Source organism: Pseudomonas sp. MF6394, assembly GCF_002018845.1.
Taxonomy (GTDB): domain Bacteria; phylum Pseudomonadota; class Gammaproteobacteria; order Pseudomonadales; family Pseudomonadaceae; genus Aquipseudomonas; species Aquipseudomonas lactis.
Map to the genome: position 1 here is coordinate 217,870 of NZ_MVOJ01000001.1, position 11,876 is coordinate 229,745.

Here is an 11,876-nt window from a genome sequence, read left to right on the forward strand (position 1 = left end):
CGTGATCGATCCGTGGGCCCAACGACTACCTTGCAACAAGCTATTCGCCAAGGGGACACCTTGGTGATGCTGGTGATGCACAAGCACGTTCACCTTGCTATGGCCCGACCTGAACCAGCTTTGATTGCAAGGCTAACTCTTTGTGATCTGTCTGTAGCTGGGAGTGAGGTCATCTACACTGTGGAAGTTGATGATCTGCCCGTGCTTCAGGATTTCACGATTTGTACATCGTGTGCCGCAGCATTCGCAGCAAATCTCAGGGAAGGAATGATTGCCCGGGCTAAGGCGTCAGGGCATTCCGGTCTGCCGCCCCAGTGTATGGAGCGGATTTATTTCGAGGCGAATCAGCTATCGCTGTTCTGAGGCGGGAAAGGGTAGGTTTGCTGCTCGCCCGTTTCCAAACTGACGGTGATCCAATTTCGATTTGTAGAGCCAGTACGTATCAACTCCCACACGACGTTCATCGCCGCCGTGGCAACCGTTCGATTAACTAGACAGTCTTGGGCTGCAATCGATTCAGCAGCAGAGCACGACTTCGTATGGTTGTCAGCCATGTCAGCAATTTCGGGGTAGTGATCCAGTACACATGGAAACTTCTTACGGTCTTTGGCCCGCAGCCCACCAAAAACAACCTGACCGTGACGATGTCCGTTGCCCATGTCGAGCCACATTGCGTTGTGCTTGAAGTCACCCTCACTATTCCCGATTGCTAACCGGGCCGAGTTCACATCAACACATGAAATCAGCAGGTCGGCCTTGGCGATCGCAAATCGAGTTTCCTCACAAGGAAACCGGTACGGTAGGCCCACCCAATCAAGTCCAAGGTTCAGGTTGTAACGGTTGGCTAGGGCCACACTCTTGTATGCGCCCAAATCACAAGGCCAAAACCGCTGCCGGACTAGGTTGGATTCGCGCACGATTGCATCATCGATGACGGTGACATGCAGCCCATGTGAATGACCAAGGCTGCGCAGGGCGCAGTGCAACGACGACAGGCAGTCTACGACCTCGCTTCCGTTGCCCCCAGCTCCAAGTACGACGATACGAATTGCTCTAGAAGTCCATTCGTTGGGGGTCTTGTAACGTGTCGCCACTGGCAAGGCCTGAACGGTAGCAGTCATTCTTCACCCCCTGTAACCACTGCATCCTTCAGAGTGAGTTGAACCCCCTTGGCAAGCATCGGAAGCAGTTGAGCTGCCGGAAAGTTTTTGGCGCTGGTGTCGCTCAGCATTTTATAGAAGGCAATAACCTCCTCGTAATTCGTCGGAGTCTTGAGCACCTTGATACCCATGTGCGTATTCACGCATTGCAGCACGAATCGCTCCCAGCCGGGGATGCTCGCGATGGTGTTGTCCTTTGGAACATCGCAGTTGCCCGAGCAGAAGGACCCCGAGCTATACATATTGCCCATTGGGGCCAAGAACAGTTTAGTGTCAGGGGTAGGTCGCCCTTTACCCTTGAAGGCGAAGCAGCGGAGCTTTCCTTGGGAAGCGATAAATATCAGGCCCGGGATCGGAGCTTTGTGAACAGAGTCCCTGAACAGAACGTCAATGACCTGAGGCGGGTTGTACCAAGCCAGCAAGCTACGCGACTTGATCAGAATCCGGGTGTCGATAAATTCGATGCCAGCGTCAATATTCAAAAGAAGATCAACCAGCGTTTCCTTGTCTTCTTCTGAGAACGCCCGACCAGCTCCGAGAGTGAACCCACCTTCTACTGGTGAGTTAATGACCTCATGGGAAGTGAAATCGAGACGATTGGTCTTGGTGTGGTGAAACGCAATGAGGGCGCGGGCCGTGACATCATTGTTGAGCATTTGCAGGAACCTCAAGAGAGAGCTGGATGCGCCTTAGCAGTTCAAGGCATTGGCTAGTTCTCTCCATTATCGGGACTGTGACCTGTGCCACCAGCACCCCGGTGTTTAGCGGGAGCTTCACCGTCACATCGGCGCACTCCTCTAGATCGGCGTTGAAGCCCTCAACAGCTTCAACGTGAAGCGCCTTATGGCGTTCATCTGCGAGCACCCAAATGCAATCGAAGAATCGGTTTGGGCTGTTCTCGTATCCCCCAAGCTCCTCGCTGTCGCCGTAAGCCTGAGCAATTAGGGCGTCAACGGGTTGGTGTCCGTCAACCCGGCTAATGCAAGAGCTGAGCGCGTCAGACAGAACTTGCGCAAGACCAGATTCCCTTGAGTTCCGGCGGCTAATTTCCCGAGCCTGGGAAAGCAATTCACCCAATTCGGCTTTACGGTTTTCGTTGGTAACATCTTGGCCATAGGTAAGCTGATATTTGAAATTGCGCTCGACGTCATCCATCTGCCACAGCAGTGAAGCGGCGCGCTCAACAGATGCATCATCCATTTCGTCGGCATCCATCTCCATCCCCAGCCAGCCAAGCTCGTCGAGGTCATCGTGCGCCTTCAAAACCTCTACAATTTCAGCATGGCTCTTGCCCGTAACGTCATCCTTGATTGCTTCGTAGCTCTCAGAAACCCCGCCCGTGTACTGGCCCCAGCAACTGAAAGCTGTGAATGGCGTGTGAAACGGGATCAAGTAGGTATTCATCGCGTCGAGCGTCTTGGTCAGCAGGATATGCATCTCAAGATTCTCTTGGGTCAACTCTGGCCAATCGAGGTAGAAGCAGTTGCGCTCGCAGGCTTCTAGATAGAAGTCGTTACCGTGGATGTGGCTGTAAAAAGGCTGATCGGTGTAGACCGTGCCGCCTTCGACATTTCGGCATTCGCGCTGAGCTTGAGGCCACAAGGCGTCAAGGGCTGTCTTAGTTGCGTTGACAAGGTCATAGCCGCAATCGGCCCCCTGAGTGAGGATGGGGGCGAGAACAGAATCGTGCAGCAATCCTGCCTCAGCTACCGACAGCGCAATCCCGGAAGCGTATGTGATGTCGATGTCCTTACGGGCCAGACCGTAAGCAATTCGCTCGGCATCAGGAACCGCAGCCTCGCGTGTGAACTCGACCCGCGACTCAATGCTACGCACAACCTTGCCAGTCACCAGATGCAGGCCGTACCCATTCGGGTAGCAGTTGAGAGGGCTTAGGTCAGATTCGTGAAGCAATCCTCCCTGAAGGGCCTCCAAGCAGAAAGCGCTGTGACCTTTATGATCTACCAAATAGCCGTGCTCGCGCATGAACAAGGCAGCAACACTGTGTTGCACTGCTGCACTAACATGCGGGATGGTCAGCGCGGTTAGCGGGGCGCTAGGGAACTGGAGAGGACTCCAGGTTTGCTTGGTTTGTGCATGAGATTCCACAGTCTGACCTGCTGGCTGCGCTCAAGGCAGCAATCGTTGATGGTGGGTTCGGGAGTGGGGGCGGCTGCACCGCCCGCCCATGCCCTGAGTTGTTCTATCGGGCTAGCCGCGGTCGCCGAAGTTGCCTTGACGGAACTCATAAACTTGAGAATCTCCTTCGTTGATAGGGTCGATCAACTTGCCGCCATTCAGGCGAGGAAATTGACGGGCATAGTGCTTGAGCACATCCATCGGCTCCATGCTCGGATCAGGATCAGGAAGATCGCGACCGGCAAAGCGAAACAAACGGCTCAGAGTGAGAATTGAAACGGCCATAAATCCCCCTTAAAAGTTCGTTGCACTGTTGCCAGTAACTTCAGTTGCCACGGGGGCGCGATGGCCTGAGGCTTCGCTGTCTGCATCGCTGTCGGCTTCATCGTCACGGTCTTCGCTTTCGCCCACAGCAGGTGCAGTGGAGGCAGCTTTTGCCGCAGGCTTCGACTTGGCTTCATCAACCGCCTTAGTGGCAAGGCGCTCGATTTCATCCAGAGCGCTCAAACCACGACGCACTACAGCCGCCTTGGATGCGATCAACTCTGCGAACGCTTCCTCGATTTCCTCTGGCGTGCCACTCACTACCATTGGCTTTGCAATTGCGGAACGAAGCTGAACGACTGCCTCGGAGGATTTTTCAGGGGTTGGGCCAATGTCCGGGGTGTACAACAGCTTTATCTTTCCATCACCTAAGCCATGCAGCTCGACGGTTGATTTCAGGCCGGTGGTGAGTACCGCACCTACTGACTGGAGAAAAGTGTTCATCGTTTGTGTTCCTCGTTAAGTTGGAGCCAGTGTGGGGGTGGTTAGACTGTGCCAGAACCATCGTAAGCAGAGATTTTCATCGTCTCTGGCAGATAGCCTTTCCAGCTGAATTCCTCAAATGCTAGGACGGCCTTGATAATTTCATCGCTCTTGCCCATCACAAGTTTTGCGAACTCTTTCGCCCCTTTGACTTCGTCATACTTCGCTTCAAAACCGCTGGCTTTACAGTCAGCGACCACACCGGCTTTAGTCAGGGACTTGAGGTAGCTTTCGGTCATCTGAAAATGATCGACCGGATCCATACCCGCTGCCTTGATGAATGCAATGGATTGAGCACCAGGAATCGATTTCTGGAATTGGTCGCTGCCGTCGCGGCGGAAAACAGTACAAGCGGCCAGTTGGCTCAGATATCCCTGAAGCTCCTCTGCGGGTTTCTGTGCCAGTGCAGCCTCGGTAGATGCCCGGTCATGCCCGAACAGACCATTCGGTAAGCCAAGGGCCTTCTGCAAGCGGGTAAGCAGTTCGCTTGGCAGATCGGAACGCATGTCGAGGTACATCGAAACGATGGCAATCGCCAACGAGTAGGATGGATTCGCTTGAATAGCCTGACTGCCCATTTGCGAAAACAGAGTGAATGCCTCGCGCTTGATCGCCTTTTTGACCTCCTGCGGCTTGGCAGGGGAGTTAGCACCGGGCTTAGTTGCCGACTTTGGGCCGGTAGCAGCCGGAGCTTTTCCAGTCGGGCTAAGCGATTGTGCGTTGTCGCTTTGATTCGCTGCGGGTTCAGCAGTGGCGCTAGCGATCAAGGCTTTATAGGCAGTTTTATGCTCGTTATGGCAAGACGTATTGAAACAGTGACCACCGATGATGTGCCCTTCGTTCCCCGGCTTGGTGCTCACCACAGCGCCGTAGCTCTTGCAGGCTGTGCAAGCAGTGAATTGATTGATGCCGACGCCATTCGGGCCTTTGTCTTCCAAAAGCACATAGCCATTGTCAGGAAGGGTCAGGTCGGTATGGACGATTCCGTACTCTTGCTCGGCCTCAATGAGCTTGACCTTAATGAGCGAGGACGTTTTCTCCTCCCAGCAGGTGCGATTCTGGCACTTAGCTTCACCAAGCGAGGTGCCGAACAGATCACCGAATTGCGAGCTGTTATGTTCGCAGCCTTGGCAGGCAGTTGTATCGAAGGGGGCATTAGCGATAACCCCGGAAAGTTGGATCAGTCGCTCGCGGGTCGCGGCAACTGTCATCTTGCGCTCAACAATACGGGCACAGATTAGTCGCTGGTCATCGTGAATCATTGGTGCAAGCAGTTCGGCATGGCCGAGCTTGATATCCCCTTGCACAAGGGCTTCAGCAACATCGTCGCAGCATTTGGACAGAAGGATGCGAGCGTCGAGCTTGGAGCGCGACCAACCGAGTGTTCGGCATGCCTCTTCGTGATCGTTGTTCTGATCAGCAAGCTCAGTAACGGCTGCATACGACTCCTCAATGGGAGTCAGATCGGCGCGCTGGATGTTCTCGATGGTGGCTGCGCGGCGCGCCTCAACATCGGTCATTTCACGAATAATCGCGGGGATATCCGATATGTCCAGATCGACGCTGATATCGAAACGGGTGTTCCCATAGACGACTTCGTATGGATAGTCAGCATTGAGGACAGGGCGCAACAAGATGGGTTGAATGACACCTTCAGCCCGGATGCTTTCTTTCATCTGTGCATAGCGGGCCTTATTGCGACCCTTACGGGGGTCATTCTTTGGATTGCGTCGGATTAGATTACAGGCCACTCGCTGACCAGAGAGCGCTGGATCAATTTGGGTGTGGGGGACATTGGTGGTCGCAAGAGAAAGGTTCGTCACGGGAGGATCTCGTTATGTTGGGATGGGCAAATTGTTGACCCCATAACTGCGTGCCAGAACCCTCAGCGTCCGTATTTATCTTTAAATCCAGTTCAAAGTTTAAGTACGGAGCCGGGTTAGGGTTTTATTTTCCTTTGCCCTTTTGATTTCATAAATTCGGGTACCACAACACCATTGAATACCTGGGTGTCGAGATGGGGGAATGAATGGACCTTCTTACGTAGCCACTCACCCCAGCGGTTAACCGCTGAGAGTTGAGCTTCAGTGAGATGCCACTGACTATGGAGTTTATTGAGCATCGCAGTCAGAAATTCGCGTCGATCGGCGTGCGTGTTCTCCAGAGCCTCACGAAGCCAGTGATTGACTCCAATGCAACGCATCACATTAGCCTCACTGAAAACCGTATTCTGCTCACCCGCATTCCGAATCGTCCCTGCAACTCTCTTGCGGTCAGCTTCATCAAGTTGCCCCGTTCGGGTATAGGCATCAAAAGCCTGAGTCAATATTTGAGAGCGATGGTGCGCAAATTCGGACATGAATTCGCACCTCAGCCTGAGGTACTGAACGATCTTGTCGAGAGGTGGAAGTGGAGAGCGGACCTGAACCTGAGTCTTGGGTACAGACCCAAGCTGCGGAACTGATTTCAAGCTTGGAAGAGTCGAGGGGGCGGGAGGCAAAGTTGGGTCATCGTCGGAGACTACGAGCAGCGCAAGGCGAGTAACGTCCAGAAGGCGTTCTTCTGGAGGGCCTAGCATTGTTTTCGCGCAATTAGGGCCGGCAAAGGCCTCTTCAGACCCGTTGGAAATAACGATTCCTTTGCGGCTCCGCAGAAGCCGGTTGCAGAAAATGCAAATGGCATGAGGGCCCAGATAGTCAACACGCGAGTAGTGCCACATTCTGAAACCCTCTAAAAAGCCGAAAAGGTCTACATCACTTTCCGGGGGGCGGTGAGTAGGATCCTGTTGTACGAATGAGCCATAAATATCAAACGAACCAACCTTTGCCTCCCCATAATCCGGACGTAAGGGCTACAGCAATAGCAGCGCACACACATACGAGTATCAAAAGTCTTAACAAGGGGACCTCCAAGGACACACCGATCTAAAAACGTTAACCCTCGTAATACATGCCGAAGCACATTCAAAAGTGCTAAAGCACCTTCAACATCACCACGTATTTACCATCGATCACAACGACCTTTGTACGGTTGGGCTCAACCTGGACGGTATCGGAGAACGCTTTATTACTCATGTTCACCTCTTGATTTTGACCGCAGGAAAAACGCTTGCCGTCGACCAGACTATCAAGGGTTGAGACCTGACCGATGACCTCGACAGGCTGCGAGCCATCAGCTGCTTTGGGCAAGGAGCGCAAAGAGAGCAGCAGACCAGTTTTGTACTGGGCTTCCCGGCAAACGTCCCGCTTGGTTGCACCATCCTTGAATGCTGCCTGGTAACGATGGCTCTCACGAATGTCGAGCTCGTATTTGTTGCCATCCAGAGCGTAGTGGTAAGCCTGTGGCTCTTCAGCACCTGCAACCACAGAGACCTGCAGTTCCGCGGTTGCTGCGTGGGTTACCAAAGGGACCAGGCACAACATGAAACCAATCCAACGCATTGGTAAGTCCTCACAGGATATTGGCAAACTTGCTCATGATGAGTTTGAGAGCTGGTACGTCACCAAAGGTGGCGTGATCAAGCTTCGCTTTTGGGGTTGCAGGGTATTTGTCGAAATCGAACTCAATGACCTCAGGAACACCCGCCCAAGCTGTAACCTGATGGCATTCGGTGTAACCGTTGCAAAGAACGTCGATCAGGAAAGCATCCTTCCCATCCGGGTACGAGACACGGCATGTCTCGAACATACTTTCGTAGTACCCCATGGCGTATTGCGCCAGCTCGATCGAAGTCAGTCCGTCAATCGAACAGGCCACACCGACATTAGGGGCAAAAACCAGAACCGTTTTCGTAGTCACAGTGGTGCGGCCCGGACATTAACGCTGATCGGTTGAACCGAACCGAAGTTGAAGGTCTTCTCTTCACCAGGTTTGCCGTTGAATCGGACGTTCAAACGGTCCATGTGGATCAGCGGGTTAGGTGTATTCAACTCTGCAGATGGGACGTAAGTCCGATCGACACCTAGGCAGAAACTCAAGTTTTCGTCTTTGAACTGAGGCTGTGCAGCACGGACAAAGTAACCTTCAGGGAAGTAGAACAAATCGCCCTGTTTGACCATGCCATTTTTGTCGACGCCGACCATGAGAGTCTTGTCTTTCTGAAAGTCGCGCACCAGGACATCACGGCCGTGGTTTGATGGGAGTTCAACCTTGATCAGGTTTCCGTAGGTGTCAGGGCTGTGGTCAAGGATTTGAATTTCAATCCGAAAACCGGTGATCTGTTGAACACCATTGGGTTGGTAAGTCCGCTCATCCCGCCAGCGCTCTGTGCACTGTTCATCAGGAACATTGGTGGTTTCGGTAACAGCTACGGTCCCAGAGTGCTCTTTGGAGTCGTACTGGTACGTTTTCTGCTGGAACTCGGGCTTGCTAGCACAGCCCGCGATGGCGAGGCAAAGAGCTGTGAGGCTGAACAAAGACTTGAGCATGGTCATCCCTAATTGGCCGGGAGGCAATATTTGTTGAGTGAGGATTGGTTCACGATGCCGGCCAGGCCGAGTTCGTGTATTGCTTTTACGACATTGGTCTGGTTGAGCGGAGGGATAACAATCATTGACCGTTCGGGTTCTCCATTGCCGACAACCTGAGGACCAACACACATGAGCATTGCGGGGGTGGTGTCGGTTATTACCTGAGCCAAAGCCTTGAATGGCTGGGACCTGAAACCCTCAAGCCCAAAGACAATCACCAGGTCAGGCTTTGATTCAGCTATTTCCTCAAGTGCTCCGGCAACGGTATTGCACGCACGAACCCTATCGAAGAAGTCGCTTAGGATCTGCTGAGTGTGAAACGCCTCGGACGCGACGTCAGTGAGGATGAGTGCTCTTGCCATGACAATGGTCAGTTCTGGCCCATGATTGAGCAGATTCTAACTGCCGCGGCACACATGACAATCCAAAACACCTCATCAGAATTCGGGAAGGGCGTTATGACTTGCTGAGAGGGGGAATACCGGCACAGTGGTTTGATCTATACAACCACTGGTGAACCATGGCAGATGAGTCCGCTACAACCTGGATGAATACCTATTCAATGCCAGTTGTGCCAAAGGGTGAGAGGTATGTGAAGCTCAGCGGCCTAGCTGAGAAATACAAGCGTGAGGCATGGGAACAGATATCGAGCACCAATCCTGCCTTGGCTCAATTGCTGAAAGAGCCAGAGCTTAGGGAAGCCATAAAATTCTTCGACGCTGATCTCTTTGTCGAGGCGTCATCGGCCCCTTGCCTTCCTGTGGAGTCGCTGAAGGGCCGGAAGCGAGCGGAATCTTAGAACGGCGACCTTAGGTCCTCTTTCAACTGTTCGAAGCGTCTACGGCGCTCGACGATGTCCAGCTCTGGTTCAAAATGCTCGGAGTTGCCGCCCAGGGGGCTAAGGTCAAGGCAAGCCTTGGGCGGGGGATCTGGGAGAACCAATTCTGCTGGATCTTTTCCAATCGACATCATCAGATGAGAAATAGCAGCCATGATCTGTTCGACAGATAAACCGCTTGGTGGCCTCGCCACTTGGTGGCATAGATTGTCGACAGATTGCTGAATTTCTTCAGTGTTTGGCTTTTCATTCGAGAGCCATTCTTTTGCTTGCTCCAACGGGCTCATCTGAAACCTCCTGGGCGAACCAATGTGGATCTGAGCTCTTGCAGCCTGCTTCGCTTTTCCTCCTGGCTCAGCGGTGCGACCGTTACCTGATCGGGGTACAAGTTCCCATAATCAAGCCCTGCTGAACCAACAGTTGCCAGCTTAGTTTCCAAGCCGTCACTGATCGGAATTTCAGGGTAGGAGGGGAGGTCTGATAAGTCGCCACCGCCGTCGACAAAATGCTCAGTCAGAGCGTCGTAGGTATCCCGAGAATCATCGTCGTTGGCGATAGCACCTTTGGAAACCTTGGCAACTATCGCTGATAAGGCTTGCTTCACATCGAGCAACTCAGGGTTGGACATGAGCCATTTCTGGGATCGTACGAGCAGTGATTGGGTGCCGCCAATTGGACTTGCTTTTGCGTTCATTAGCGTGCGGCTCCAGAGATCTCTTCATGCCCAGGCTGTACCGGCATCCCGAGTGCTTTGTTAGTCAAGCTTCGTATCAAAGTCCGCTCTAGAGCGACTGCTAGTGCGACCATGGAAATCATGAGCAAACCAGCTATCGTCATCTGCAGACCGCGTTCGCTCAAGAAACCGAGCAAGCAAGCGAAGGCAAAATCCAAAGGGACTGCAAGCCCTCCAATCAACAAGGTTGGAGCCAGAAGCCATGACATCGAACGCACCGAGCGAGCAATCACTAACGCGATGATGCAGGCTGGTGATACAGCGCCAGCGAAAGAGATAACCGTTGGGCCTACTGGTAGTGGCGAAGGAGTAAGCATCAGATACCCGATGACCAAGCTCCCAACGAGTGACCCGACCGTAAAGCAAATGACGGCAAAACGACCGTAGGCGGTTAGTCCTTCCATAGTGAAATCCTCGCAGTGAATGTGAGGGTATTAAGCTACGTAAGGGCGCGTGCCAGAAGCGGGTAAATCAAAGGAATAAATAGGAAAAGGACAAAAGAAGGAAGGAACTCAGGAACCCAATAACCGCGGGCCTTGCAGCGTATCAACGTGGACCAAACCTGACTCCAACCGTGCATCAATCCTGATTAAGAGACAAAAAGGAAGCCGGAATCATGGACCAATCCTTACTGTATAAGAACTGATCGTGAACTAAACCTCACTAGCCTTAGCTTGATCGTGAGCCAATCCTCGCTAAGGAAAGCTGCTATTTAGAGCGAATTTCTGTGGATAACTAGAGATACAAAGGGTGAATGCACCAATCCTGACTACTATCGTGAACCAATGCTTACTACTGTATAGCGGTGAAAAGAACAAAATATTTTCACTTGGTCAAAATTAGAGACGAATGTCAGAGAACAGTTCATTCCTTTCGACATCAAGGAATCGTGAAGCAATCCTTGCTAAGCGGTACCGAGAACACAGTTAACATTGAAGTCAATTCAGAAAAGGGCGCGAACGGGCAAAATGCAAGTCTGCCTGGAACACACCGATTTGGAATTTTCGAATCGTGCATCAATCCTTGCTATCGTCGCTGGTGAATCGTGGAGCAATCCTGACTGTTCAAATGACAGTAATCGATCGATGGCGGATCGGCCAGATGTCGATTTTGAATAAGGTTTGAACGTGATTCGACAGCGAGGTCTTGCCATGAAGACGCAGAGTCCTCGGATTGGAGGCAAGGAAACCGAGTGTAATTTGGTATCGAGAGAAGATTAGGCTCGGCAATCGTGCACCATTCCTGACTTCTGATTTGCCTGCACCTGGAACATGTTTCAGAACAGGTTGGTTTGAGAGAAATACAACTATAGCTGCCTATTCAAACCTGTCGCAGCGGGCTTAGGATTAATGAGCGCAACAGGATGGCACCTAAGCCTTCGGTTACAATTGGTCTGTAACGAAGGTTCTCCTGAATCCATTGAGCGATGCTTAGGGGTTCAATTATGATTAGTCAAACTCTGACCCAGGAAATCAAACCATGATCGAAAAACAGAGCATCGATGAAAGGCTTGAACAGTCAGTCAGAGCAGCAGGCAACGAGGGCAGTATTAGATTTTTGGATTCTCCGAACGACCCTTGGCGCAATGGCTATCGAAACCTCTCACCTTCTGAATTTGAGACGATGAAGGCATCTTTGGTTGGACAGCCAAATACACGCACTTCTCCCAACCAGTGCCCGGGCTGCGTAATAGACGCAACCCTCACGGCCGCTACCAAAGCTTGAAAGTC

Annotated in this window: 16 protein-coding genes; 2 read left to right on the top strand and 14 right to left on the bottom strand. The window is 52.4% G+C overall.

Annotated elements, in window-relative coordinates:
* Window positions 1–30 precede the first annotated feature (30 nt).
* On the top strand, window positions 31–363 hold the full coding sequence (locus tag MF6394_RS33635; RefSeq protein WP_153045963.1) for a hypothetical protein: 333 nt from the start codon (window positions 31–33) through the stop codon (window positions 361–363).
* Here MF6394_RS33635 and MF6394_RS01125 read toward each other — a convergent pair.
* The 14 genes from MF6394_RS01125 to MF6394_RS01195 form a co-directional block, all read right to left on the bottom strand.
* The gene (locus tag MF6394_RS01125; protein ID WP_078465882.1) at window positions 345–1,121 is read right to left on the bottom strand and encodes a PRTRC system ThiF family protein; all 777 of its coding nucleotides are present in this window, start codon (window positions 1,119–1,121) and stop codon (window positions 345–347) included. The genes MF6394_RS33635 and MF6394_RS01125 overlap by 19 nt on opposite strands.
* Window positions 1,118–1,816, bottom strand: a complete 699-nt coding sequence (locus tag MF6394_RS01130) for a PRTRC system protein B (protein WP_078465883.1) — start codon at window positions 1,814–1,816, stop codon at window positions 1,118–1,120. The genes MF6394_RS01125 and MF6394_RS01130 overlap by 4 nt, the downstream gene beginning before the upstream one ends.
* Window positions 1,803–3,269 (bottom strand): hypothetical protein, encoded by a 1,467-nt coding sequence (locus MF6394_RS01135; RefSeq protein WP_078465884.1) that lies wholly within the window; start codon window positions 3,267–3,269, stop codon window positions 1,803–1,805. Before MF6394_RS01135 ends, MF6394_RS01130 begins: the two co-directional genes overlap by 14 nt.
* 102 nt (window positions 3,270–3,371) lie before the next feature.
* Window positions 3,372–3,584: a PRTRC system protein C gene (locus MF6394_RS01140; RefSeq protein ID WP_078465885.1), complete on the bottom strand. Its 213-nt coding sequence runs from the start codon at window positions 3,582–3,584 to the stop codon at window positions 3,372–3,374.
* A 9-nt stretch (window positions 3,585–3,593) separates the two neighbouring features.
* On the bottom strand, window positions 3,594–4,067 hold the full coding sequence (locus MF6394_RS01145) for a PRTRC system protein E (protein ID WP_078465886.1): 474 nt from the start codon (window positions 4,065–4,067) through the stop codon (window positions 3,594–3,596).
* Window positions 4,068–4,108: 41 nt separating this feature from the next.
* Window positions 4,109–5,929: a PRTRC system ParB family protein gene (locus MF6394_RS01150; protein WP_238597269.1), complete on the bottom strand. Its 1,821-nt coding sequence runs from the start codon at window positions 5,927–5,929 to the stop codon at window positions 4,109–4,111.
* Window positions 5,930–6,045: 116 nt separating this feature from the next.
* Window positions 6,046–6,465, bottom strand: coding sequence for a hypothetical protein (locus MF6394_RS33640; RefSeq protein WP_153045964.1), 420 nt, complete (start codon window positions 6,463–6,465; stop codon window positions 6,046–6,048).
* 613 nt (window positions 6,466–7,078) lie between these two features.
* The gene (locus MF6394_RS01160; RefSeq protein WP_078465888.1) at window positions 7,079–7,546 is read right to left on the bottom strand and encodes a hypothetical protein; all 468 of its coding nucleotides are present in this window, start codon (window positions 7,544–7,546) and stop codon (window positions 7,079–7,081) included.
* Window positions 7,547–7,556: 10 nt separating this feature from the next.
* Window positions 7,557–7,904, bottom strand: a complete 348-nt coding sequence (locus MF6394_RS01165; RefSeq protein ID WP_011923250.1) for a hypothetical protein — start codon at window positions 7,902–7,904, stop codon at window positions 7,557–7,559.
* Window positions 7,901–8,533, bottom strand: a complete 633-nt coding sequence (locus tag MF6394_RS01170) for a hypothetical protein (protein ID WP_177345121.1) — start codon at window positions 8,531–8,533, stop codon at window positions 7,901–7,903. Before MF6394_RS01170 ends, MF6394_RS01165 begins: the two co-directional genes overlap by 4 nt.
* Before the next feature lie 8 nt (window positions 8,534–8,541).
* The gene (locus MF6394_RS01175) at window positions 8,542–8,937 is read right to left on the bottom strand and encodes a hypothetical protein (RefSeq protein ID WP_078465891.1); all 396 of its coding nucleotides are present in this window, start codon (window positions 8,935–8,937) and stop codon (window positions 8,542–8,544) included.
* Between the two features lie 433 nt (window positions 8,938–9,370).
* A complete protein-coding gene (locus MF6394_RS01185; protein ID WP_078465893.1) occupies window positions 9,371–9,700 on the bottom strand; it encodes a hypothetical protein in 330 nt (109 codons plus the stop codon).
* A complete protein-coding gene (locus tag MF6394_RS01190) occupies window positions 9,697–10,107 on the bottom strand; it encodes a hypothetical protein (RefSeq protein ID WP_078465894.1) in 411 nt (136 codons plus the stop codon). Before MF6394_RS01190 ends, MF6394_RS01185 begins: the two co-directional genes overlap by 4 nt.
* Window positions 10,107–10,550: a hypothetical protein gene (locus MF6394_RS01195; RefSeq protein ID WP_078465895.1), complete on the bottom strand. Its 444-nt coding sequence runs from the start codon at window positions 10,548–10,550 to the stop codon at window positions 10,107–10,109. The genes MF6394_RS01190 and MF6394_RS01195 overlap by 1 nt, the downstream gene beginning before the upstream one ends.
* A 1,075-nt stretch (window positions 10,551–11,625) precedes the next feature.
* Here MF6394_RS01195 and MF6394_RS33645 point away from each other — a divergent pair.
* Window positions 11,626–11,871 carry a hypothetical protein gene (locus MF6394_RS33645; RefSeq protein ID WP_153045965.1) on the top strand — a complete coding sequence of 82 codons (246 nt, stop codon included), beginning with the start codon at window positions 11,626–11,628 and terminating at the stop codon, window positions 11,869–11,871.
* Window positions 11,872–11,876 lie beyond the last annotated feature (5 nt).

Excerpts from the sequence above, each read along its gene's own strand:
- MF6394_RS01125 (WP_078465882.1), bottom strand. The coding sequence starts at position 1,121 with ATGACTGCTACCGTTCAGGCCTTGCCAGTGGCGACACGTTACAAGACC.
- MF6394_RS01130 (WP_078465883.1), bottom strand. The coding sequence starts at position 1,816 with ATGCTCAACAATGATGTCACGGCCCGCGCCCTCATTGCGTTTCACCAC.
- MF6394_RS01140 (WP_078465885.1), bottom strand. The coding sequence starts at position 3,584 with ATGGCCGTTTCAATTCTCACTCTGAGCCGTTTGTTTCGCTTTGCCGGT.
- MF6394_RS01145 (WP_078465886.1), bottom strand. The coding sequence starts at position 4,067 with ATGAACACTTTTCTCCAGTCAGTAGGTGCGGTACTCACCACCGGCCTG.
- MF6394_RS33640 (WP_153045964.1), bottom strand. The coding sequence starts at position 6,465 with ATGTCCGAATTTGCGCACCATCGCTCTCAAATATTGACTCAGGCTTTT.
- MF6394_RS01160 (WP_078465888.1), bottom strand. The coding sequence starts at position 7,546 with ATGCGTTGGATTGGTTTCATGTTGTGCCTGGTCCCTTTGGTAACCCAC.
- MF6394_RS01170 (WP_177345121.1), bottom strand. The coding sequence starts at position 8,533 with ATGCTCAAGTCTTTGTTCAGCCTCACAGCTCTTTGCCTCGCCATCGCG.
- MF6394_RS01175 (WP_078465891.1), bottom strand. The coding sequence starts at position 8,937 with ATGGCAAGAGCACTCATCCTCACTGACGTCGCGTCCGAGGCGTTTCAC.
- MF6394_RS01185 (WP_078465893.1), bottom strand. The coding sequence starts at position 9,700 with ATGAGCCCGTTGGAGCAAGCAAAAGAATGGCTCTCGAATGAAAAGCCA.
- MF6394_RS01190 (WP_078465894.1), bottom strand. The coding sequence starts at position 10,107 with ATGAACGCAAAAGCAAGTCCAATTGGCGGCACCCAATCACTGCTCGTA.
- MF6394_RS01195 (WP_078465895.1), bottom strand. The coding sequence starts at position 10,550 with ATGGAAGGACTAACCGCCTACGGTCGTTTTGCCGTCATTTGCTTTACG.
- MF6394_RS33645 (WP_153045965.1), top strand. The coding sequence starts at position 11,626 with ATGATCGAAAAACAGAGCATCGATGAAAGGCTTGAACAGTCAGTCAGA.